Origin of the sequence: Nonomuraea sp. NPDC050547 (genome assembly GCF_044457345.1) — a bacterium.
Lineage (GTDB): Bacteria > Actinomycetota > Actinomycetes > Streptosporangiales > Streptosporangiaceae > Nonomuraea.
In genome coordinates this window covers 313638-336086 of the sequence record NZ_JBITGW010000001.1, presented here as the reverse complement: position 1 = coordinate 336086, position 22449 = coordinate 313638, and the positions used below count along the sequence as shown (strand labels likewise).

At 73.2% G+C, this 22449-nt stretch carries 16 protein-coding genes; 6 read left to right on the top strand and 10 right to left on the bottom strand.

Annotation, left to right across the window (positions count from 1 at the left end):
* Positions 1 to 79: 79 nt before the first annotated feature.
* Positions 80 to 3148 (top strand): BTAD domain-containing putative transcriptional regulator, encoded by a 3069-nt coding sequence (locus tag ACIBHY_RS01545; RefSeq protein ID WP_397305602.1) that lies wholly within the window; start codon positions 80 to 82, stop codon positions 3146 to 3148.
* Positions 3149 to 3154: 6 nt separating this feature from the next.
* Here the strand turns inward: ACIBHY_RS01545 and ACIBHY_RS01540 are convergent, their stop codons facing one another.
* The 6 genes from ACIBHY_RS01540 to ACIBHY_RS01515 all read right to left on the bottom strand — a co-directional run bounded on the left by ACIBHY_RS01540 (position 3155) and on the right by ACIBHY_RS01515 (position 13664).
* On the bottom strand, positions 3155 to 5413 hold the full coding sequence (locus tag ACIBHY_RS01540) for a DPP IV N-terminal domain-containing protein (protein WP_397305601.1): 2259 nt from the start codon (positions 5411 to 5413) through the stop codon (positions 3155 to 3157).
* Positions 5400 to 6902 (bottom strand): MFS transporter, encoded by a 1503-nt coding sequence (locus ACIBHY_RS01535; protein ID WP_397305600.1) that lies wholly within the window; start codon positions 6900 to 6902, stop codon positions 5400 to 5402. The genes ACIBHY_RS01540 and ACIBHY_RS01535 overlap by 14 nt, the downstream gene beginning before the upstream one ends.
* 100 nt (positions 6903 to 7002) lie before the next feature.
* A complete protein-coding gene (mmuM, locus tag ACIBHY_RS01530; RefSeq protein ID WP_397245791.1) occupies positions 7003 to 7866 on the bottom strand; it encodes a homocysteine S-methyltransferase in 864 nt (287 codons plus the stop codon).
* Positions 7867 to 7884: 18 nt separating this feature from the next.
* A complete protein-coding gene (locus ACIBHY_RS01525; RefSeq protein ID WP_397305599.1) occupies positions 7885 to 10125 on the bottom strand; it encodes a sulfatase-like hydrolase/transferase in 2241 nt (746 codons plus the stop codon).
* 231 nt (positions 10126 to 10356) lie between these two features.
* Positions 10357 to 12696, bottom strand: coding sequence for a VIT domain-containing protein (locus ACIBHY_RS01520; protein ID WP_397305597.1), 2340 nt, complete (start codon positions 12694 to 12696; stop codon positions 10357 to 10359).
* Positions 12693 to 13664, bottom strand: coding sequence for a helix-turn-helix domain-containing protein (locus ACIBHY_RS01515; protein WP_397305596.1), 972 nt, complete (start codon positions 13662 to 13664; stop codon positions 12693 to 12695). Before ACIBHY_RS01515 ends, ACIBHY_RS01520 begins: the two co-directional genes overlap by 4 nt.
* 102 nt (positions 13665 to 13766) lie before the next feature.
* Here ACIBHY_RS01515 and ACIBHY_RS01510 point away from each other — a divergent pair, with 102 nt between their 5' ends.
* Positions 13767 to 14234, top strand: a complete 468-nt coding sequence (locus ACIBHY_RS01510) for a Dps family protein (protein ID WP_397245783.1) — start codon at positions 13767 to 13769, stop codon at positions 14232 to 14234.
* Between the two features lie 64 nt (positions 14235 to 14298).
* Here the strand turns inward: ACIBHY_RS01510 and ACIBHY_RS01505 are convergent, their stop codons facing one another.
* Positions 14299 to 16692, bottom strand: coding sequence for a P-loop NTPase fold protein (locus ACIBHY_RS01505; RefSeq protein ID WP_397245781.1), 2394 nt, complete (start codon positions 16690 to 16692; stop codon positions 14299 to 14301).
* Positions 16693 to 16793: 101 nt separating this feature from the next.
* Between ACIBHY_RS01505 and ACIBHY_RS01500 the strand changes: the two genes are divergently transcribed.
* Together ACIBHY_RS01500 and ACIBHY_RS01495 are read left to right on the top strand one after the other, a co-directional pair.
* Entirely contained in the window at positions 16794 to 17828 is a 1035-nt protein-coding gene (locus ACIBHY_RS01500; RefSeq protein ID WP_397305595.1) for an alkaline phosphatase PhoX, read from the top strand.
* A 44-nt stretch (positions 17829 to 17872) separates the two neighbouring features.
* The gene (locus ACIBHY_RS01495) at positions 17873 to 18328 is read left to right on the top strand and encodes a MarR family winged helix-turn-helix transcriptional regulator (protein WP_397105292.1); all 456 of its coding nucleotides are present in this window, start codon (positions 17873 to 17875) and stop codon (positions 18326 to 18328) included.
* Here the strand turns inward: ACIBHY_RS01495 and ACIBHY_RS01490 are convergent.
* A complete protein-coding gene (locus ACIBHY_RS01490; RefSeq protein ID WP_397105290.1) occupies positions 18325 to 19032 on the bottom strand; it encodes a lysophospholipid acyltransferase family protein in 708 nt (235 codons plus the stop codon). The genes ACIBHY_RS01495 and ACIBHY_RS01490 overlap by 4 nt on opposite strands.
* A gap of 157 nt (positions 19033 to 19189) precedes the next feature.
* On the opposite strand from ACIBHY_RS01490, the gene ACIBHY_RS01485 reads away from it, so the two are divergent.
* Both ACIBHY_RS01485 and ACIBHY_RS01480 read left to right on the top strand, forming a co-directional pair.
* Complete coding sequence (locus ACIBHY_RS01485; protein ID WP_397246769.1) at positions 19190 to 19948, top strand: alpha/beta hydrolase; 759 nt, start codon at positions 19190 to 19192, stop codon at positions 19946 to 19948.
* Between the two features lie 25 nt (positions 19949 to 19973).
* Positions 19974 to 20441: a hypothetical protein gene (locus ACIBHY_RS01480; protein WP_379631131.1), complete on the top strand. Its 468-nt coding sequence runs from the start codon at positions 19974 to 19976 to the stop codon at positions 20439 to 20441.
* 9 nt (positions 20442 to 20450) lie between these two features.
* Here ACIBHY_RS01480 and ACIBHY_RS01475 read toward each other — a convergent pair whose 3' ends face one another.
* Together ACIBHY_RS01475 and ACIBHY_RS01470 are read right to left on the bottom strand one after the other, a co-directional pair.
* The gene (locus tag ACIBHY_RS01475) at positions 20451 to 21566 is read right to left on the bottom strand and encodes a hypothetical protein (RefSeq protein WP_397305594.1); all 1116 of its coding nucleotides are present in this window, start codon (positions 21564 to 21566) and stop codon (positions 20451 to 20453) included.
* A 155-nt stretch (positions 21567 to 21721) separates the two neighbouring features.
* Positions 21722 to 22426: an endonuclease/exonuclease/phosphatase family protein gene (locus ACIBHY_RS01470; protein WP_397305593.1), complete on the bottom strand. Its 705-nt coding sequence runs from the start codon at positions 22424 to 22426 to the stop codon at positions 21722 to 21724.
* Positions 22427 to 22449 lie beyond the last annotated feature (23 nt).

Here is a 22449-nt window from a genome sequence, read left to right as displayed (position 1 = left end):
GCACGGCCCCTGACCGCTCGCGGCGTCCCGCGAAGGACGCCGCCCTCATCGCACTCACGCCTTCTGAGAGGGTGGTGGGGTGCGGATCGAGCTACTGGGACGGGTGCGGGCGGTCGGCGACGACGGGTCGCCGCTGGAGATACGCGGCGCCAGGCTGCGCGTCCTGCTGGCCAGGCTCGCCCTCGACCCGGGCCGGGTCGTCCCGGCGGACGCGCTGGTCGACGACCTCTGGGCCGCGGGCCTGCCGGCGGACGCCGCCAACGCCCTGCAGGCGCTGGTGTCACGGCTGCGCAAGGCGCTGGGCGGCCCCGAGACGGTCGAGTCGGTCGCCGGCGGCTACCGCCTCGCGGCGCGGGCCGAGGACGTGGACGCGCACCGCTTCGAGGACCTGCTCGCCCGCGGCAGGAAGGAACTGGCGGCCGACCGGCCGCAGGCCGCGTCCACCCTGCTCACCGAGGCCCTCGGGCTGTGGCGCGGACCGGCGCTGGAGGATCTGGACGGCGCCGCGTTCGCCGGGGCGTCCGCCGCCCGGCTGGAGGAGCTGCGGGCGGCGGCGGCCGAGGAACGGTTCGAGGCGGAGCTGCGGCTGGGCAGGCACGCCGAGGTCCTGGCCGACCTGGAGGCGGCCGGCGCCCGCCATTCGCTGCGCGAGCGGCTGGCCGTCCTGCGGATGCGGGCGCTGACCTCGGCGGGACGGCAGGCGGAGGCGCTGGCCGTGTACGAGAACGTCAGGGCGGCGCTGGCCGACCAGCTGGGCGTCGATCCCGGCCAGGAGCTGCGCGAGGCGCATCTGGCCGTGCTGCGCGGCTCCTACGACCGGCCCGCCGCCCGTGCGGAACCCCGGCTGCCGGCCCGCCTGACCAGCTTCGTCGGCCGCGACGAGGAACTGCGCACGGTGCTCACGCTCATGGAGGGCTCCCGGCTGGTCACCGTCGTGGGGCCCGGCGGCGCGGGCAAGACGCGGCTGGCGGTGGAGGCGGTGGTCCGGCACCGGGCCTACCGGGACGGGCGGCTGTGGTTCGTGCCGCTGGCGGGAGTGGAGACGGCCGACCGGCTGGCCGACGCGGTGCTCGGCGCGCTCAGGTCGGCCGACCTCCGGCCGCCGGAGGGGCGTCCGCTGCCTGCCGATCCGGCCGGGCAGGTGGCCGAGCTGCTCGCGGGCGGGGAGGCGGTGCTGGTGCTCGACAACTGCGAGCGGCTGGTCGACGGCGTCGCCGAACTGGTCTACGCGTTGCTGGGGCGGCTGCCGTACCTCATCGTGCTGGCCGTGAGCAGGGAGCCGCTGGCGATCACGGGCGAGGCGCTGTGCCCGCTCGGCCCGCTCGGGCGGGAGGCGGCGGCGCGGCTGTTCACCGACCGCGCGCTCAGCGTGCGGCCGGGCCTAGCGCCCGACCCGGAAGCGGTCGCGGACATCTGCCGGCGGCTGGACGGGCTGCCGCTGGCGCTCGAACTGGCGGCGGCCCGGCTGCGCTCGATGAGCGTCGAGCAGGTCGCGCGCCGGCTGGACGACCGGTTCCGGCTGCTCACCTCGGGTGACCGGGTCGCGCTGCCGCACCAGCGGACGCTGTACGCGGTGGTCCAGTGGAGCTGGGACCTGCTGAGCGAGCCGGAGCGGGCGCTGGCCAGGCGCTTCTCGGTGTTCCAGGGCGGCGTGGACGAGGGGGCGGTCTCGGCGGTCTGCGCCGAGCAGGACGGCCCCTACGTCCTGGACGCGCTGGTCGAGAAGTCGATCGTGGAGGCGGCCGGCGGCCGGTACCGGATGCTGGAGACGGTCAGGGCCTTCGCCGCCGACGAACTGGCGCGCAGCGGCGAGCAGGAGGCGGTCCGCGACCGGCTGATCGGCCACTTCACCCGGCTGGCCGAGGCGCACGAGCCGCTTCTGCACACGCGCGACCAGCTCGACGCGTTCGCGGTCTTCGACGCCGAGTACGACAACGTGGTGGTGGCGCTGCGCTCGGCGGTCGCGGCCGGGGACGCCGCCGCCGCGGCCCGGCTGACCGTTTCGCTGTTCTGGTACTGGAACGTCCGCTACGACGCCAGGGCCGAGAGCTTCATGGCCGAGGCGCTCCAGCTCGGCGAGGCGGTCCCCGAGCGGCCGCGGGCGGCCATCGCCGCGATGCACGAGCTGGCCAACGACCGCTCGTGGTTCCCCGGCGCCGAGCGGATCCGCACGCTGATCGGCGACTGCGTGCGGACCGGAGCCATCGAGGAGTATTGGGTGCTCGTGCCGGTCATCCTGGGCACCGCGTTCACCCAGGGCCTGGACGACCTGGCGGATCAGGAGCTGCGGCGCGCGCTGGAGCACCGCGAGCCCTGGGTTCGGGCGTGCGCGCACTGGGTCGAGGCCTTCGTCCTGGTCGAGCGGGGCGATTGGCGGGCCGGCACCCGGGCGCGGGCCAAGGCCCTGCGCGGGTTCGAGGAGCTGGGCGAACGCTACGGCATGGCCTGGACCCTGCTCGCCGCCGCCCAGGCGGCCTCCGTCGACGGCGACCACGGCACGGCGCTGGAGCACTACCGGCGCGGCGTGACCGTGGCCACCGAGCTCGGCGCGGGCGAGGAGATCTGGCACCGCACCTGGCTGGCCGCCGAGCTCGTGCGCGCCGGCGACGCCGCCTCCGCCTGGCGCGAGATCGAGGCGGTACGGCGCCGCGCGGAAGGCGGCGTGCGACGGCACTCCGAGATGGAGCTGCACCGCCGGATCGCCGACCTGCACCGCCGGGCCGGCGAGCTGGACGAGGCGGAACGCGCCCTCGACGCCATGGAGGCGCTCGCCCGCGAGCTGTCGGTCGAGGAGGAGGCGATCGCAGACCTGGCGGCGCCGGACCGGATGGCCATCCTGCTGGCGGCCGGGCAGGCCGGGCGGGCCCGCGCGTTGCTGCCTTCGGCGGTCAGCGGCACCGCCGCGCAGGGCGCCGCCGCGAGCGCCGCGGAACTGCTGGCCCGGCTGCTCCTGCTGGAGGGCGATCCGGCGGGCGCGGCCACCGCGCTGGGCCTGAGCGAGGCGGTCCGCGGGGCTTTCGACCGCGGCGAGCCCGAACTGGCCGCCCTGGCCGGGGACCTGCGGGCACGCCTCGGCGCCCCGGAGTACGAACGCGCGTACCGACGGGGCGCCGGGCTGTCGCGGCAGGAGGCGCTGTCGCGGCTGTGACCGCCGTCAGAACCAGGCGGCCAGCAGCTCCGCGTCGAACACCATCGGCGCGATCCGGTGCTCCGGCGGCTCGGCGCCCATCACGTGCCGCACCAGGAAGTCCCACCTGCGGCGGGTGACGTGGTGCTCGTAGCCGAAGAACAGGTGCTCGGCCCCCGGCACGATCAGCATCTCGACGTCCTTGTCCAGCATGATCAGCCGTTCGGCCAGCCGCATCGTCTGGTCGGGCAGCACGTTGGGGTCCATGGCACCGTGGATCAGCAGCAGCTTGCCCCGCAGCCGCTCGGCGTGGTCGACCGTGGAGACTCCGGCGTAGTCGGCCTCGCCCCTCATGCCGTGGTAGAGCTCGCCGTACCCGGCGTGGGTGTGGCGCAGGTCCTGGTTGCCGCAGCTGGAGACGCCGGCCTTGTACAGGTCGGGGTACTCGAGCATGGCGCGCACGGCCTGGTGGCCGCCGGCCGAGGCGCCGGCGACGCCCACGCGGTCCATGTCCATCCACGGCCTGGTCTCCGCCAGTTGCCGCAGCGCCGCGACGTGGTCGGCGGGGTCGCCCAGGTTGCCGAGCGAGGCGTCGGAGAACGCCTTGTCCCTGCCCGGTGAGCCGCGTCCGTCGAGCGCGACCACGACGAACCCGAGCGCGGCCATGCCCTCGGCCTCGTAGCCGTAGTAGCCCTGGTCGAACGTCGGCTGGACGCGGTTGGTCTGCGGCCCCGGGTACGGGTGGTCGACGACCGGGTAGCGCAGCCCGGGGTCGAAGCCGTGGGGCAGGTGGAGCAGGCCGTACAGGTCGGTGCGGCCGTCGGCGGCCTTGACACGGAACGGCTCCGGCGGGGTCCAGCCCGTCGCGCGCAGGGCCGTGACGTCGGCGCGCTCCAGTTCGGCCAGGATGCGGCCGTCCCAGTGGCGCACGGTCGTCACCGGCGGGATGCCGGTGGTGGAGGCCGAGTCGACGAAACATGATGTGTCCGGCGCGACGACGACCTCGTGGTCCAGGTCGTCGGCGGTGAGCCGGGCGAACCCGTCGCCGTCCAGCCCGATCCGGCAGACCGTGCGGCGGTACGGGTGGCCGGCGACCAGGCCGGAGGCGGTGAAGTAGACGACCCGGCGGGACTCGTCCACGTGCAGGATCTGGCGTACCGCCCAGGCGCCCGAGGTGACCTGGCCCTTGAGCGTGCCTTCCGCGGCGTACAGGTAGAGGTGCCCCCAGCCGTCGCGCTGCGAGTACCACAGCACCTCGCCTCCGCCGGAGATCACCTCGACCATGGGCGCCTGGCCTTCCGCCCACTGGTTCGGCTCGACGCGGGTGCGGCCGGTCTCGGTCAGCAGCGTGTCCACCCGGCCGGTGACCGGGTCGAGGCGGCGCAGCGACAGGCCGTGCCCGTCGCGGGTCTGGTGCAGGTAGTACACGGCGTGGCCGTCGGGCGACCACCACACCCAGCGCGTCATGATCGGCGAGACCACCGACATCGGCAGCGGCTCGGCCTGGGCGCGGACGACGGAGCCGGTCGTGGTGTCGAGGACGACGAGCTCGGCCAGCGGGATCCGCTCGTCGCCGGGGTAGGCGTAGCGCTGGGTGTGCAGGAGCGCGGGCCCCTGGTCGGCGGGCAGCGCCTCGACGAAGGCGTTGCGGCGCACGCCGCGCTGGTCGGTGCGGTGGGTGACCACCCGGGTGCCGTCCGGCGACCAGGCGGCGGCCGGCGGCATGGTGGGGAATCCGAGCCGGCGCACCAGCACGGAGTTCTGCCACCAGTCGGGGCTGGTGCCGTACTCGCGGTCCGGCTCGCCGTCGGAGGTCAGCGCCCGCTCCCGGCCGCCGCCGAGCTCGCGCAGCCACAGGTTGTGCTCGCGGCGGAAGAGCGCGCGCGCCCCGCCGGGCGCGGCGAGCTCGACGAAGGCCGCCGCCGGCCGCGGCTCGGCGCGCTCCACCGCGTAGGTGTCCAGGGGACAGCGCCAGTACTGACCGAACGCGGCGAACTCGACCGCTCCCCCGTCCGTCTCGATGGCGGTGAACGGCAGCGCCGCCGCGTCCACTTCCCGCCCCGAGGCCTTGGCCAGCGCATCGGCCAGGCGGGCGTGGTCGAAGGCCGGCTCGCGGGTCCCCGCGGCCGGATCCACGAGCAGGAACCGGCCACCGGCCCGGTACCAGAAGCGCGGCCCGCCGCCGATCCACATGGGCCGTACCTTGGCGCCGGTGACGAGCTCGTGCCGGTGGTGGGGCAGCAGCTTCTCGGCGCTCCGGTAGGCGGTGACGTCAAGGTGTCGCATAGTCCTCGTCCTTTCTCTGCTCGACGGGAGCAACGGGAGCGGCTGGACGGCGGAGCCCGACGAGGGCGAAGACGGTCCCGGCCACCGACAGCACGGTGGCCACGACGCTCACGAGGGACATGGACGACAGGAACGCCTCACGCGCGGCCTGCGCCAGCCCGTCGGAGCCGGTCGCCGCGGCCACGGCCAGCGCGTCGGTCAGTGAGACCCTGGCCGCCTCCGGCGCGGACTCCGGCAGCGCCGAGGTGTACCCGAGCGAGAGCACGCTGCCGAGCACGGCCACCCCCATGGCCGTGCCGCCCTGCTGGATGGTGTCGTTGACCGCCGAGCCCACCCCCGCGTGCTCGCGCGGGATGGCGCCCATGAGCGTGGCGTAGATGGACGGGCTGGCGATGCCGGTGCCGACGCCCATCAGCGTCAGCGACACGGCCAGCAGCGGGTATCCGTCGCCGGGGCCGATGGAGGCCAGGACGGCCTGCGCGGCGGCGACGACCAGCATGCCCGTCACGATCAGCGTCTTGTTGCTGAGCCGCTTGCCCAGCGTGGCGCCCACGACGTTGAAGACGAGCACCGCGATGGCCATCGGCACGAACGCCAGCGCCGCCGTCATGGCCCCGTAGCCGAGGACGAGCTGGAGGAACTGGGTCAGGGCCAGCTGCATCGCGGCCGTGGAGAACACCAGCAGCACCACCGACAGGGCGGCCACGGTGAAGTCGCGGTTGCGGAAGATCCCCAGCGGCAGCATCGGATGCTCCGTGCGCGCCTCCCACCACGCGAACCCGCCCAGCATGATCACGGCGCCCCCCAGCGCCACGATCACCGGCGCCGACCAGCCCTCGTGCGGTAGCGAGATGATCGCCCAGACCAGCGCCGCCATCCCGACGACCGACAGCAGCACGCCCGGCGGGTCGGCGCGTCGTGCCGGCCCCCGAGACTCCGGCACGACGACGAAGACGCCGATGAGGGCGGCCACCACGAGCGGCACGTTGACCAGGAAGACCGCGCCCCACCAGTAGTGCTGGAGCAGCAGCCCGCCGAGCGTGGGACCGGCCACGAGGCCGACGATGCTGACCATGCCCCACACCGACATCGCCTTGCGCCGCTCCGACTCCTCGAAGACGACGATGACGATGGACATGGTGCTGGGCATCGCCAGCGCCCCGCCGAGGCCCATGACCGCCCGGCAGGCGATCAGCTGCCAGGGCTCGCTCGCGAACGTGGCGAGCAGGGACGCGGCGCCGAGGACGACCAGCCCGAGGATCAGCATCTTGCGGCGGCCGAAGCGGTCGGACAGGCTGCCCGCGGTGATCAGCATCCCGGCGAAGACCAGGATGTAGGCGTCCAGGATCCACTGGACGTCGGCGGGGCCGGCTCCCAGCTCACGCATGAGCGAGGGGATCGCCAGCGTGAGGATCATGTTGTCGACGGTCAGGACCAGCAGCGCCGTACACAGAACGCCGAGAATCCACCATCGGCGTGGATGAGACATCGGGAACTCCCCCGGATCGTTGGGATCGATTGCGTCCCCAACGATGCGGCGGAGAGCTGACGCGGACCTGACGCCCCGGAGCCGCGCCTGTCAGGTCACGTCAGCTGACGCCGGCGGCCACGTGCCTGATGTGCTCGGGGGTGGTACGGCAGCAGCCCCCGATGAGGGAGGCGCCGAGCTCCTGCCATTCCTTGGCCGCCTGGCCGAACTCCATCGGGTCGGACAGGCCCAGCCAGCGGCGGTTCCCGGCGTCCCAGGTCTCGCCCGAGTTCGGGTAGACGACGACCGGCAGCTCGGTCAGCCGGGAGATGAGGCCGGGGATGTGGCGGGGCGCGGTGCAGTTGACGCCGACCGCCACCACCTGCGGGTTTCCGGAGAACAGCGCGGCCGCCTCGGTGATGGGCGTGCCGTCGTTGAGGTGCGCCTCGTCCCGGCAGGAGAAGCTCACCCAGACCTTGACCTGCGGCGTCTCCTCCAGCAGGCGGGCGATCGCGCGCGCCTCCTGGTAGGAGGGGATGGTCTCGACGGCCATCATGTCCGGCTCGGCGGCCGCCAGGATCTCCCAGCGCGGCTCGTGCCAGGCGCGCAGGCCGTCCTCGTCGAGGTCGTAGTCGCCGGTGTACTCGGCGCCGTTGGCCAGATAGGCGCCGTACGGGCCCACGGAGGCGGCGACCAGGCCGCCGCCGGCCTCGTCGCGGGCCTGCGCGGCCAGCTCCACCGACAGCGTGATCAGCCGCGCGGCCTCGGAACCGTCCAGCCCGCGGGCCATGAAGCCGTGCACCGAGGCCTGGTAGCTGGCCGTGGTGGCGACGTCGGCTCCGGCCGCGAAATAGGCGGCGTGCACGGCGCGGATCAGGTCGGGGTTCTCCAGGAGCAGCCGCGCCGACCAGAGCTCGTCGCGCAGGTCGGCGCCGAGCGCTTCGAGGTGGGTGGCCAGGCCACCGTCCAGGACGAGGGTTTTCACCTCAACAGCCTATTCGCCCTATTCAAAGCGTAAGCCGATCTCCCTGACCAGATCCACGAAGTTCGCCCCCGCGTCCGGCGCGACGTCACCCGGTGTGTAGCACACCTCACGCAACCGCCCGCTGAACGGGAAGGGCCCATGGCGTTCGAACACCTCCCACGATACCGGCGAGCGCCGGTCGGCCCCCACGTCGATGCCCTCCATCGGGCAGAACGCCGCCAGCATCGGCAGTCCGGCCAGCTTCCCGCGTTCGCGGCCGTCCACCCGGACCGCCGCCTCCCACACCCAGTCGCCCGGCGCGCGCACCTCCACCTCGATCCGCTCCCCGGGCGGCCCGGCCCGCAGCTCGCGTAACTCTCCGTAGCCGTTGTGGACGAAGACGACCTCGCCGTCCTCCACGTACAGCAGGTAGCCGCCGCCCTGGCCGCCGTGCGCCACCAGCACGCCCTGTCCCGGCTCCGCGATGTCCACCGTGATCGTGAACGAGCGCCACTGGATCAGCTGCAGCGCCCGCCAGCGCTCCAGCGTGGGGACGGGGGGCGTCAGCCGTACCGGGGAGGGGTCCTGCTGCCACGGCGGGCGCAGCAGGTAGCGCAGGCGCGAGCCCTCGTCGAGCGGGTAGACCTGGCCGTCGCGGGCGGCGCGCTCCCACGCCGCGGCGAGTTCGCGCACGATCCCGGGGTGGCGGCCGGCGAGGTCGCGCGTCTGCGTGCGGTCCGACGGGCGGTGGTAGAGCTCCCACTCGTGCTCGCCGAACGGCGTCAGCGGCGCGTGCCTGGTCACGATCTCCCACTCGCCGCGCACGTGTCCGCGGTGTCCCTGCAGCTCCGTGTACTGCTCCACATGATCGTGTACGGCCTGCGGATCGCGCAGCGCCTTCACCAGCGAGGCGCCCGAGCGCGGCAACCCCTCGGCCGCCTCCACCCCGGTCAGCTCGATCAGCGTCGGCAGCACGTCGGTGACGTAGGCCCACTGGTGACGCAGATCGCCGCGCGCGGGCAGCCCGTCCGGCCACGAGACGAGCAGGGGCACGGCGTGGCCGCCCGCGTGGGCGTTGCGCTTGTACAGGCGGAAGGGGGTGTTGGAGGCCATGGCCCAGCCGCGCGGGTAGTGCGACAGCGTGCGGGGGCCGCCGATGAGGTCGATCCTGGCCAGATCGGCCGCCGGGTCCTCGCGGTCGTGGCGGCTGTTGGCCGACAGCAGCGTGCGCAGGTACTGGGTGGTCCCGTGCCGCTCGCCCTCGCGGGAGGCGCCGTTGTCGGAGGTGAACACGAAGATGGTGTTGTCGAGCTTGCCCAGCTCGCGCAGGGTCCGGCGCAGGGCGCCGACGCTGCGGTCGATCCCGGCGATCATGGCGGCGTAGACCTCCATGTAGCGCTGGAACAGGCGGCGGGTGTCCTCGTCGAGTGAGTCCCAGGCCGGGACGTCGTCGCCGTCCTCGGCGTTGCGCTCGGGCAGGACGGCGCCCTCGGGGTGGAGCCCCAGCTTCTGCTGACGCTCGAAGCGCCGCTGCCGGACGGCGTCCCATCCCGCGGCGTAGTGGCCGGCGAAACGCGCGATGTCGGCCTCGGGGGCCTGCAGCGGCGCGTGGGCGGCGCCGTGGGCCAGGTAGAGCAAGAACGGCTGGTCGCCCGCCTGCCTGACCATCGCGACGGCCTCGCGGGTGAGGTCGTCGGTGAGGTGGTAGCCGTCCGGGTAGCGGTCGACCTCGACGGCCGAGTTGTCGCGGATGAGGCGGTGCGGGTGATGGAAGTTGGTGAACGCCTCCAGGAAGCCGTAGAAGCGGTCGAAGCCCCGCTGGAGGGGCCAGGCGTGGCGGGGACCGGCATCCGACATGTCGGAGTCCTTGGTCAGGTGCCACTTGCCGACGGCCAGCGTGAGCCAGCCCGCGTCCCTGAAGATCTCCGCCATGGTGACCGCGTCACGGGAGGGCTCCCCCGCGTACCCGGGGAACCCCGGGTCGGAATTGGCCACGTGCCCGACGCCCACGCGGTGCGGGTCGACCCCGGTGAGCAGGGCCGCCCTGGTCGGGGAGCACATGGGGGTGACGTGGAAGTCGGTCCACTGGGTTCCGTGGGCGGCCAGCTCGTCCAGGTGGGGGGTGGGGATCTCCGACCCGTAGCAGCCCAGGTCGGCGAAGCCGACGTCGTCCACCAGGACCAGCACGATGTTGGGCGCCCCGGAACCCGGCGACGGCCGCGGCGGCCACCAGGACTCGGAACCTGCGAACGTCCGCCCTACGCGTCCCTGGAACTCCATGGTTCGGGTTATAACCCGAAAAGATCACCCCAGCCAACCGCAGACCGCCCCACCCTTCCCCGCGCCCCCACCGGAGCCGCTGACCCCACGGGCCCCAAGCCCACAAGCCCGACAGATCCGGCGAGTCGGGAGATCTCCAGCCGCGCTTCGGAAGGCCCGTCGCTTCGGGGTGGCCCCCCGCTGTGGTGGATGCCGTGCGCGCCGGGCTGGCCGACGCCCACGGCGAGGTGGTCAGGGGCGCTTCCAGAAGGCGGCTCTGGGGGTGCCGTCCGAGGTACCTCCGTCCGAGGTCAGGGAGGTGAGGACCTCGATGGCGCGGGCCCACAGGGCGGCCAGGTCGGCGCCCGGCCGGTCGGCGGACTCCAGTTCGCGGGCCAATGCCGCCAGCTCCGCGTGTCCGCCCAGGAAGGCGGCGAGCACGGACAGCCGGGAGGCCAGGTCGGCCAGGTACAGCGGGTCGGGCACGCCTCGGGTCGCCTTCAGGCGGTCCAGTTCGGCCACCAGCTGCGGGCGTACCGCGTCGAGGGAGTGACGCACCGCGCCCGGGGCCATGGGCCGGGCGGCGGGCATGGCCCTCGCGAAACCCCGTCCGCGCTTCATCGCCTGGCCGCCGCCCGTGGGAGGAGGCGGGGTGAAGCCGCGCGGACCGGCGGCGCCGCCCGCGCTGCCGTAGCTCGCGATGCCGTCGGCCGCCTCGTGGATCTCGGCGGCCGGCCCGGCCAGGGGTGAGCCGGGCGCCGGCATGTGGAAGGCGGCGGCGGCCATCGGGGCGGCGGCGGGCATGTCCCAGCCGCGTGGCATCTCGACCGGCTGTATCACCCGGTGCTCCGGCCCGCCCTCGGCGACCTGCCGGGTGTCGGCGGCCACGTAGGCGGTGAAGCGGCACAGCACGCCGTACTCCAGAGAGGTCCGCACGATCTGGCCCTCCAGCTCGTGCTCGCCCATCGCGTAGCGGTCCTCCAGCTCGCGCAGGTGGGCGCGGGCCCAGACGGCCCTGAGCGCGGGGTTGTCCACGACGGTCGCGGGCACCTGCTCCTCCCACGGTGCGCCCGCGGCCAGCCCGCGCACGGTCACGGCGGCCGCCTCGCGGTAGCGGCCGTACACGCGCAGCGGCACCCCGGGGAAGATCGAGCCCAGGTGCGTGACGGTGCCCGGCTCGGTCTCCAGGCCCTTCAGCGACAGGTCGGTCACCAGCGGCGCGCCGATCCTGCGGTGGATCTGCTCCATGGCGGCGTCGAGCCGGTCCTCCGACTCGACCAGTTCGCAGCGGCCGGCGCCGAGACCGGCCAGACGGCTCAGGAACCCGGCGTTGACCGCCTGGTCGATGCCGACCGTGTGCACCCGTATGGCCGACAGCGCGCCGCCGGTCTGCTCGAGGATCTGGTCCTCGTTGCCGACCTGGCCGTCGGTGACCAGGACGATCACGCGTTCGCGGGTGGTCTCGCCGAGCAGGGTGATCGCCTGGCGCAGGGGTTCGAGGAGCTCGGTGCCACCGCGGGCGTCCATGCGCGACAGGTGCTCGACGGCCTGGTAGCGGTTGCGGTCGCTCGCCTCGCGCAGGCCGTCGAAGGCCGCCTCGACGTAGGAGTCGAAGGCGAGTACGGCGAAGCGGTCCTGGTCGGTGAGCGTGTCGACGATGCGGGAGGCGGCACGGCGGGCGGCGACCATCTTCCAGCCGCCCATGCTGCCCGAGCGGTCGAGCAGCAGCACCAGGTCCCGCGGCGTACGCGTCCCGGCCGGCGGCGGTGGCACCACGGTGAGCGCGAACGTCCCGGCGCCGTCGAGCTGCAGCGCCGTCGAGGCGTCGAACCCGAGGCGCAGGATGAAGTCCCGGTCCAGCCGTTCGCCCGGCTCCAGGCTGAGCCGGTTCCCCTCCCGCCGGACCAGGTGCAGGCTGGAGGCCAGCTCGCGCAGTTCCAGGCCGGCGGCGTCCACGTCGACCGTGAGCGACAGCCGTACCGGATTCGGGAAGCCCGGCAGCAGCACCGGCGGCGAGACGCGGGAGGCGTCCGGCACCGCGTCGGTGTCGGGCGCCACGCCGTCACCGGCCGGCGCCCCGTCCAGCGGCGTGCCGGGAACGTAGCGCGGCGCGACCACCAGCGGGAAGCGGAAGGTGGCGGCGCCGTCCTCGTAGGGAAGCGGCTGGCTCAGCGTGAGCCGGACGGTGACCCGCTCGCCCGGCACGATGTTGCCCACCCGGATCGTGAACACATCCGGCCGATCCTCCTCCGCGATCGCCGCCCGCCGCCCCTCGCGCAGCGCCTGGTCGTAGTCGGCCCTGGCCTCACCGCGTTCCTTGAGCACACCCTCGATCACCCGGTCGCCGGCCTCCATGCGGAAGGCGGTGACGGCGGCGCGGTCGGGCAACGGGAAGACGTAGGTGGCCTCCAGCGGCACCTCGAACGGGTTCCTGAACCCCTGCGCGACCTCCACCCCCGCGACCAGCCCCGAGATCGAGGCGGCCACGTCGACGCTCTCCAGCGGGAGGTTGCCGCGCCCGGTCTCCAGCGCCCCCAGCCCGGCGTCGGGCAGCGGCAGGCAGCGGGCCGGATCGAGAGAAGTGATCTTCATGTGAGCTTCCTCTCCTGTAGCACCTGAAGAAGCGGTCCGGCCGCGGCGAGGACTGCCTCGATGTCATCGTCTGTGGGGGTACGGCCGGCGCCGTCCAGCACCAGCGCCACCCCGGGCGCCAGCCACACCCCAGAAACCCGCCCGCCCCGCCCGCCCCGCCCGTCCCGGCCGGAACCCCGATCGGGTTGCCCGGCGGCTTCCCGGACGGCAGCCGGCGCCGCTTCACGAGCAGCCGCCGGCGCGGACTTCGGGGCCGCCTCCGGCGCGGTTCCCTGGGCCGCCTCCCGCGCGGCTTCCCGGGCGGCATCCGGCGCGCTTTCCTGGGCGGCATCCCGCGCGCCTTCCTGAGCGGCGTCCCTCGCAAGCCCATGGACAACCTCCGAGGCGGAACCCTGGGTGGCCGCGCCCGGGGCGGCCTGCGGCGCGCCGACGGCGGAAGCCGGGAAAGGCTCCGCCGGGGCCCGGGACGAGCCTTCCGGCCCGGCCGCGGTGGGTGCCGCCGGGGCCGGTGTGGCGGGTGCCGATGGGGTGTGTGGGGTGGGTTCTGTTGTGGGGTGGGAGGCCCAGAAGCGGGGGCGCGAGCCCTGGTCCCGGGTCCCGTCGGGAAGGTCACCGCCCGAGTGGCCGCCCAGGTCGCCGCCTGGGTCGCCGCCTGGTGGCTCCAGGTGGGCGGTGGCTTCCAGCATGGAGTCGGTGGCGCCGGTCAGGCGGGTTTGGATCTCGGCTATCGAGTGGCCCTCGGCCTGCAGACGTTTGACCGCCACGACCTGGAGCAGGTGCCGCCTGCCGTACTGGGCGAGGCGGCCGCGTCTGGTCAGGGGCGGGTCGACGAGGCCGATGGTCGTGTACCAGCGGATGAGACGCTCGCCGGGCACCTCGCGGATCCGGCCGTTGGCGCGCTGGAGGCCGGGCCGCAGCGCGTCCGCCGCCCGCTCCGCCAGCTCGCCGATGGTCCAGGTATCCCTCATACCCTCACAATTACACTGTCACTATTGCAGTGTCAATGCGGAAGAATCGGGCAGCAAGATCTGTTGAACCAGACGAAGCGGATTTACAAGGAGGATTCAGATATGGCACCGATCACCGGACCTCTCTCCGGAGACGCCAAGAAGGTCGTGGCCGACGCGCTCCAGGGCGCGCTGGTGGACCTCATCGACCTCTCCCTGGTCGCCAAGCAGGCGCACTGGAACGTCATCGGCGCGCACTTCCGCCCCCTGCACCTGCAGCTCGACGAACTCGTCGCGATCACGCGCGAGCACGCCGACACGCTCGCCGAGCGGGCCGTGGCGCTGGGGCTGAACCCGGACGGCCGGGCCGCCACCGTCGCCGGCGCCACGAAGCTGGCCCAGCCCGAGCGGGCGTGGATCGAGGACGGCAAGGTCGTCGCCCTGTTCACCGACATCCTCGAGGGCGTCGGCCGGCGTCTGCGCGAGCGCATCGCGGCCACCGACGAGCCGGACCCGGTCACCCAGGACCTGCTCATCGCGGTCGCGCAGGACATCGAGAAGCAGCACTGGATGTTCCAGGCCCAGCGCTAGAGACAGACCCGGCGCCAGAGACAGACCCGGTGCCAGAGACGGACCGGCGCCCAGCGCCAAGGCGCTAAAGCAGGGTGCGGGCCAATGCGGCGATCGGCGGCCGGGTGGCCAGGAGCTGACGCAACGCCTCCTCCTCAGCCAGCCCGGCCTCCGCCATCGTGCGGGCCCACCCGTCGCCGTCGCACGCCAGCGCCGCCTCCTCCAGCCGTTCGAGCACCGTGGCCCCCGGGTGCGCCTCCTGCGCCAGCGCCCACAACAGGTGCGGCCACCTGATGGTCAGCGCCGCCACCTTGGCCACGCACTCGTCACCGTGATGCGGCTGCCCGGCCAGATGGCGGCGGTAGGTGATGAAGGAGTAGAAGCGGAACACGTTCAGGTACCGCTTCACCTCGCGCGGATTGGTGAGGTTGAGCGCGGGCAGCGCCGTCTCCACGGCCCTGCAGGCCCGCTCGTCGCTGTAGAGCTCGTCGAACACCCGGTCGGCGGCCCTGGCCGCGGCGAGGGAGGCCGCCTCGGACGGCCCAGCCGCCGCCTGCGCACTGCGGGCCGCCTGGTCCAGCGTCTCGATCGTCGGTGACAGGCTGCGGATCGCGGTCTCCAGCCGGTCGACGAGCTCCGCCCTCGGCTCCGGCACCGGCTGGGCGAGGGGCGCGGACGAGCGCAGCCCCAGTACCTCCTTGATGTAGTCGGGCGCGCCCTCGTCCAGCGACGGGACGCTCAACGGCAACTGCACGATCTTCTCCAGGAAGCGCCAGCCGAGCCGGTAGGTGCGCTCGTCGGGCAGCGTCCCCATCAGCTCCCGGTAGGCCAGCCCGACGTGCGCCGCGACCACCTCGGGCTCCATGCCCAGCACGAACACGCAGTTGCCGAAGTCGCCGGCCACGAACAGGTTGATCGCCTCGATCACCTGCGACACCGTTCCCGGCGAGCAGCGGTCGAGGTCGTCGACGAAGACCACCAGCGGGCGTTCCTCGGTGGCGACCAGGTCCAGGACCCGGCGCATGTCGCCCTGGACCAGGTGCAGCAGCCCGGCCTGGTTGCGGTAGCCCTGGTCGGCCACGCCGAAGCGGGCCAGCGGATCGGGCTGGCGCACCAGCGGGCCGAAGGCGCCGTCGGCCGACTCGGCCAGGAACCTCGCCATCCGCATCACCCCCGCGCCCACCGAGGCCAGGCAGCCGGCCGAGGCGACGGCGGCAGCCGTACCCTGCAAGGAGGGGAACAGGGCGCTGGCCGCCGTGCAGGCGGCGGTGACCAGCCCCGTGGCCAGCAGCCCGAGCGCCACGGGCGCGAGGCGGGTCAGCGCCAGCCAGTACATGCGCCGGCGCACCTCCTCGGTGTCGATGCGCGACAGGTTCAGCTCCAGCCAGAAGCGCTCGCGCTCGGCGGCCGGCAGCCGGCCGGTGATCTGGCTGATGATCTCGTGCGCGAGCCCGGCCCAGACCTGCTCGCCGTTCTGGTACATCCAGGGGTTGAACCACACCGTCGGCCGCCAGCCCGCGTCCGCGGGCGCCTGCGCGCACGCGTCGGCGGGCCGCCGCACGCGCAGCCGGCCGAGCACGTCGAGGTTGGTCAGCCTCCCCGTACGGCGCCGCAGCCGCAGCCCGCCCGACCCGGGCGGATCCAGCAAGTCCTGCACCATCCGCATGAGCGAGGTCTTGCCCGCCCCCCACGGCCCCTTGATGCCGATCGTCAGCGGCGGCGAGGTGTCCCGGTGCCGCAGGAACGCCGCGATCGCCTCGGCGTAGACGCGGTGGCCCAGCCGGTCGTCGAGCGTCCAGCGGTCGGAGGCCAGCAGCGTGCGCGGCCGTACGGCCCGCCCCTGGGCGTCCCTGCGCCGCCTGGCCGGATCGGCGGTGAACCGCTGCCCGGTGCCGACCGGCACGTGCGCGATGTCGCCGTGGCTGAAGAGCATCGCGGTCAGCCCCGAGCCCGCGTACCTGGCGGTGGCCAGTTCGTGCAGGTCGGCGATGGTGAGCGGCCCGTCGGCTGCGAGCAGCGCGTCGGCCAGCACCCCGGTGAGGCTGGGCGCGCTACCGGGCCTGTCGCTCGTGGAGGCCATGGAGGCGGTCAGCGCGGCGGCGACGACGGGCGGGTCGCCTGGCACGTTCAGCCGGGCCTCGCCGTCGCCGTTGACGACCCAGCCGAAGTCCACGACCAGTACGAGCGCGGCGGCGGGCGAGTCGCCGAGGCGGCGGCCGAAGTCCACGATGAGCCGCGTGAACGAGCTCGGCGCCCACCCGGCGCCCGACGGCCAGCGCACCAGCAGGAGTTCGTCCGGCTGGGCAGAGGTCAGGAACGCCGCCAGTTCCCGCGGAGCCGCGTCGGCCGCCTCCACGGTGCGCACGTCGTATCCGGTCATGCGCAGCGCTCGGGCCAGGCGGGGCGCCGACGGCGTCCCGTCGAGATAGACCAGGGCCCTGCGTGCTTTGATCGCGGGCGCCAGCCGTAGAGCTGTCATGATCGAAATGTGCCGACTCCGCGGTACCGGTGGCCCCAGGTTTGCGGAGAGTTTGGCCTTGCGAGTACCTCCCATTCACGTCGGTGCGATCGACTGACGGCATGTTGCCCAGCACGCCCCTCCGCGCGAGCGCCGCCGTGGCGGTGGGCACGCTCGGGCAGGGTACGGCCGGGGCCGGCGCCGGCCCGTACGGGCCGCTGCTGCCGCCCAACGGCGACGGGCTCGCGCTCCCCGAGGGGTTCACCAGCCGGATCGTGGCGAGAAGCGGGCGGAAGGTGGCGGGCCTGAAGTGGCACGCGGCGCCCGCCGGCGGCGCCTGTTTCCCCGACGGCGACGGCTGGATCTATGTCTCCAACTCGAAGGTTCCCCTGCTGGGCGGGGCGTCCGCGCTGTGCTTCGGCGCCAACGGCACCGTGATCGAGGCCTACCGCGTCCTGCCGGGCACCACGCTCAACTCCGCCGGGGGCGCGACGCCGTGGAACACCTGGCTGTCGTGCGAGGAGACGGAGAGCGGCCGCGTGTTCGAGTGCGACCCGTACGGCGAGCGCGCCGCCCGCCCGCGCCTGGCGATGGGCAGGTTCCGGCACGGGGCGGTGGCCTGCGACCCGGAGCGCCAGGTGGTGTACCTGACCGAGGACGAGCCCGACGGCTGCTTCTACCGCTTCCGCCCCCGCGACTGGGCCGACCTCACCGAGGGCACGCTGGAGGTGCTCGCCACCGGCGGCGCGTGGCGCCCGGTGCCCCATCCGGCGGCGCCGGTCGAACCGACCCGCTTCCAGGTGCCCGACGCCCTGCGCTTCGACGGCGCGGGAGGCTGCCGCTACGCGGACGGGATCTGCTCCTTCACCAGCGAGGGCGACGGCCGGGTGTGGAGCTACGCGGCCGGCACCGGCCGGCTGGAGACGCTCCGTGACGTGAACCGGGACGGCGGCACCATGGAGATCAGCGTGATCACCCGTGCCGGGGAGGCGGCGCCTTTCGCCCGGCTGGAGGGGCACGGACGCTCCGAGCCGGCCGGTCCCGCCTTCAGCCCGGATGGCACCCGCCTCTACTTCTCCTCCCAGCGCGGCCGCACGGGGGCCAGGGCCGGCACCGACGGGCACACGTTCGAGGTGACCGGCCCGTTCCGCGCGTGAGAGGTGATCGCGCGGGCGCCCGCCCGGGGTGGTGCAATGGTGGGGTGACACAGACACGGTGGCTCGACGAGACGGAGGCGGCCGCCTGGCGGGCCTTCCTGTTCACCGCGCATCTGCTCGAACGGCGCATCGAGGAGCAGCTGAAGACGGAGGCCGGCCTGACGCATCCGCAGTACGAGATCCTCGTACGGCTGTCCGACGAGCCTGACCGGCGGCTGCGGATGACGCAGCTGGCCAGGGAGGTCGTGGTCACCAAGAGCGCGCTGACCTACCAGATCACCCAGCTGGAGAAGGCGGGGCTGGTGGAGCGCACCACCTGCCCCTCCGACGACCGGGGCGTGCTGGCGGTGCTGACCGACGACGGCCTGCGCTGCCTGGAGCGCACCGCGCCGGGGCACGTGGACGTGGTGCGCGAGTACCTCATCGACCATCTCACGCCCGACGAGCTGCGCACGATGACACAGGCGCTGCTCAAGGCGCAGGCGGTGCTGCGGGACTAGGACTGCTGGCGCGCCGCGCGGGCGGCGCGCTCGATCTCGACCCTGGCGCTGGCGGCGTACTTGTCGACGTACTCCTGGCCGGACAGCTCCATGAGCGCGTACATGATCTCGTCGGTGACCGCCCGCAGCACGAGCCGGTCCTCCTCCATGCCGTAGTAGCGGGAGAAGTCGAGCGGCTTGCCGAAGCGCACGCCCGGCCGGATGCCGAGCTTGGGCAGGACGCGGCCGGGCGGCATCATCTCGTAGGTGTTGACCATCGCCCACGGGATCACCGGGACGCGCGACTCCAGGGCCATGCGGGCCACGCCGGTCTTGCCCTTGTAGAGGCGGCCGTCGGGCGAGCGGGTGCCCTCGGGGTAGATGCCGAGGACGTTGCCCTCGCGCAGGATGCGCTTGCCGGTGCGCAGGGCGGCTTCGCTGGCCTTGCCGCCGGAGCGGTCGATGGGCACGGTGCCGACCCCGCTGAAGAACATCCGGGTGAAGAAGCCCTTGAGTCCCCGGCCGGTGAAGTAGTCGGACTTGCCGAGCGAGATGACCTTACGGCGGAGCTGGAGCGGACCGAAGAAGTGGTCGGCGAACGACAGGTGGTTGCCGGCGAGGATCGCCGGGCCGTGCTTGGGCACGTTCTCGACGCCCTCTGCCCAGGGGCGGAATACCACGTGGAGGATCGGCGCCAAGATGGCCTTGACCACCCAATAGAACACCCGGCCACCCCTTCGCGAATCTGGTTCTGCGAGCAGAGTCATCTTCGCATCCCAGGGCCGATGCTCCTACACATGCTCTCGCACAACGGCGATAACCGTGCGACGATCGGGCAATTCCGGGATGAATTACAACCACGCCGATGTTGTGGGAGCTGTCATGCCGCTCATGTCTGGCGCTGAGCCATACCACCACGAGGCCGGTCCGGTCGGCGTGTTGTTATGCCACGGATTCACCGGCACGCCGCAGTCGCTGCGGCCGTGGGGTGAGTTCCTCGCCGGGCACGGGCTGAGCGTGTCGCTGCCACGCCAGCCGGGACACGGCACGACGTGGCAGGAGATGAACCGCACCCGCTGGGAGGATTGGTACGCCGAGGTGGAGAAGGCGTTCCAGGATCTTCTCGGCCGGTGCTCGGAGGTGTTCGTGGCCGGGTTGTCGCTGGGCGGCTGCCTCGCGCTGCGGCTGGCGGAGGTCCACGGACCGGCGGTGAAGGGGGTGGTGGTGGTCAACCCGTCGATCGCGCTCGACGTGCCGCTGCTCAGGCTGGCGCCGGTGCTCAAGTGGTTCCTGCCGTCGGTGCCCGGAGTGGCCAACGACGTCAAGAAGGCCGGGGTACAGGAGCTGGCGTACACGCGGACCCCGGTGAAGGCGGCGGCGTCGCTGCCGAAGTTGTGGTCCTTGGTCCAGGCGGACCTGACCAAGGTCACGCAGCCGCTGCTGGTGTACCACAGCACCGATGACCATGTAGTCAAGCCGACATCTGTCGGGATACTACGACAAGTCCTCAAACACGCGACGATCGAGGAACTCTCCGATAGCTACCATGTTGCGACGCTGGATAATGATGCCGACAGGATCTTTGCCGGGAGCCTCGACTTCATCCGGACACATGCCTCGGTACCCTTGCAGAGGGACTGAACGCACCCAGGGGGAAGGCGCGTAGGTGACGCCCCAGAGTGACGAGGACGAGGTCTGGCGTCAGATCGTCGCGTCCTTCAACGAGACAGCCGAGCGCGACTCGGCCGACCAACCATGGCCCGACAGCGAGAACGTGCCGGAGGAGCCGACCCGGCGGGTGGTGCGTCCGCCTGAGTTCCGCGAGGTCGACACCGACCTCGCCGAGCCCGAAGGCGAGACCGAGCCTGTGCGCGAGGAGGAGGAAGAGGGGCATTACGTGCCGCCTCCCCCGCCCCCGCTGCCCAAGCTCGACCTGCCCACCAAACTGGCCTGGGTGGCGCTGTTCGGCGGCCCCGCCTATCTGCTGCTGGCCGCGATGGCCGAGTGGGAGATGGAGGGCTGGGCGCTGTTCACCGCCGTGGCCGCCTTCATCGGCGGCTTCGTGGCGCTGGTGGTGCGGATGGGCGACGGCCCGCCCAACGACTCGGGCTGGGACGACGGCGCGGTCCTGTAGCGCCCGCCCTCAGGACTGGGTGGGCGTCTTCAGGCCGAACGTCTCCACGACGTCGGTGTAGCGGTCGGTGGCGTCCACGACGTGCCCGACCGCCCACACCGTGCCCTTGCCCGGCAGATAGGTCACGGCCTGCAGGCGTACGGCGTCGCGGCCCTTGAGCGTGCCGCCGCCCCTGATCACCTGGAAGCCGTCCTTGCCCTGGCGCATGAGGAAGCCCTCGGTCGGTCGCGCCGCGTCGTACCCGGCGATCCAGTAGCGGCCCTTGCCGTCGCCCGTGACGCCGTAGAGGCGGGCCTCGACGGCGGGCAGCTTCTCGCGGGTCCACTTCTTGCCGTTCCACGACAGCACGAGCGGCTCGACGCTGCCGGGCCCGTGGTAGACGCCGCCGACGGCCAGCGCCCGCTTGGCGTTGTCGACCTGGATGTCGCGCAGGTAGCCGCCGGGCACCGACGGGACCGGCATCGCCTTCCACGAACCGCCCGACTGCCGCACGATCAGCGGCTGCTCTCCCGTGTCGCCGACCGCGAACCCCGAGGAGACCGCGTAGAGCGCGCCCTTCTCCTTGGTCTTCTGCACCGTCCAGGAGTTGCCCTGGCCCGTGACGATCAGCCCGGTCTTGTCGCGCCGCCCGACCGCGACGACCTTCCCGCCGCGCGCGTCGAGCCCGCCGAGCCAGTCACCGCTCCAGAGCCCCGGCACCTGCACGCGGTCGAAGCCCGCGAGGTCGCCCTTCGCCAGGTACGGCAGGCCGTCGTGCCCGTCGCCCAGCGCCCAGACCTCACCCGGCGCAGCGGCGGCCACGCTGCGCAGGTTCCCCGCGCCCGTGGAGTCGCGGATGGCGACCTCGCCCCAGGCCTTGCCGTTCCAGTGGCGGATGGTGCCGCGGTTCTTCCAGACGTCCCAGATCGCCTGCTGGCCCACGGCCCAGATGTCGCCCGCCGACAACGCCAGCACGTCGGAGAGCGAGCCGTCGGCGTCCAGCCGCGCGCTCGTCGACTGCTGCCACGCCTCGATCGTGGCAGGGCGAGGGTCAGCATGCGCCGCTCCGGCCGGGGCGACCAGCGAGGACGCCAGACACACCGCCGCGGTCAGGGAGAGCGCACGCCGCCGAGAGCGACGGGTCATGAGCAAATGGTACGGGCTGCGCGAGCACGCCCGCCCGGGGACCCCGCCATCAGGCCTCGGGCGGCGCCCACGCCCGTGGCCCGCGGGGATCCCGTATCACCCGGTCTGACCTGGGCAAGATCACCCAGCGTGCGCGGAACGACACGGGAAGATGTTCAGCTGACCGTTGCCTGGGCGTGACCGGCCAGCTCGGCGACGACGGGCAGGTGATCGGTGGCGGAGATCAGGTCGTCGCGGGCGGCCCCGACGCCCCCGCAGGCCACCACCCGGACACCGGCGCCCGTGAACACCCCGTCGATCCGCTTGCGCGGCTCCCGGGCCGTGAACGTCATCCCGTCCCCCCGCGGCGCCCACGCGTACGCGTCCGACAGCCGCCCGGCCAGGTACCGCCAGGTGGGCGCGTCACTCTGCTCGTTGACGTCCCCGCACACCACCGGGACGGCCCCGAACCGCGCCGCGGCCTTCTCCAGCCGCCCCAGCGCCTCCACCGCGTGGTGGAAGCGGGCCGCGGCGCTCAGGTCGAGGTGGATGGAGGCGACCGCCAGCCGTACCCCGTCGAGCTCCACCACGGCGATCGCCACGCCCCGGATCTCCAGCCCCAGGAAGATCTTCAGCACGTGGTGCTCGGCGTGCAGGACCCGTGCCCGCGGACCCACGTAGACCGACACCCCGCCGAGCCGCCCGCCGGCCGCCACCCGCATACCCGCCGCCTCGGCCAGCGCCTGGCGCCGTCCGCGCCAGTAGAGGAAGCGCGGCGCCTCCTGCACGCACAGCACGTCCGCGCGCATCGCCGTGATCACGCGGACCAGCGCGGGCACGCTGTCCTTCAGCCCGCGCACGTTGTACGTGCCGACCCTCACGCTGGGGAATCTAACCCCGTCCG

Bases quoted from the DNA above. Each gene is read 5' to 3' on its own strand.
- ACIBHY_RS01540 (WP_397305601.1), bottom strand. From the start codon at position 5,413: ATGCGACACCTTGACGTCACCGCCTACCGGAGCGCCGAGAAGCTGCTG.
- ACIBHY_RS01535 (WP_397305600.1), bottom strand. From the start codon at position 6,902: ATGTCTCATCCACGCCGATGGTGGATTCTCGGCGTTCTGTGTACGGCG.
- ACIBHY_RS01525 (WP_397305599.1), bottom strand. From the start codon at position 10,125: ATGGAGTTCCAGGGACGCGTAGGGCGGACGTTCGCAGGTTCCGAGTCC.
- ACIBHY_RS01520 (WP_397305597.1), bottom strand. From the start codon at position 12,696: ATGAAGATCACTTCTCTCGATCCGGCCCGCTGCCTGCCGCTGCCCGAC.
- ACIBHY_RS01515 (WP_397305596.1), bottom strand. From the start codon at position 13,664: ATGAGGGATACCTGGACCATCGGCGAGCTGGCGGAGCGGGCGGCGGAC.
- ACIBHY_RS01510 (WP_397245783.1), top strand. From the start codon at position 13,767: ATGGCACCGATCACCGGACCTCTCTCCGGAGACGCCAAGAAGGTCGTG.
- ACIBHY_RS01505 (WP_397245781.1), bottom strand. From the start codon at position 16,692: ATGACAGCTCTACGGCTGGCGCCCGCGATCAAAGCACGCAGGGCCCTG.
- ACIBHY_RS01500 (WP_397305595.1), top strand. From the start codon at position 16,794: ATGTTGCCCAGCACGCCCCTCCGCGCGAGCGCCGCCGTGGCGGTGGGC.
- ACIBHY_RS01485 (WP_397246769.1), top strand. From the start codon at position 19,190: ATGCCGCTCATGTCTGGCGCTGAGCCATACCACCACGAGGCCGGTCCG.
- ACIBHY_RS01475 (WP_397305594.1), bottom strand. From the start codon at position 21,566: ATGACCCGTCGCTCTCGGCGGCGTGCGCTCTCCCTGACCGCGGCGGTG.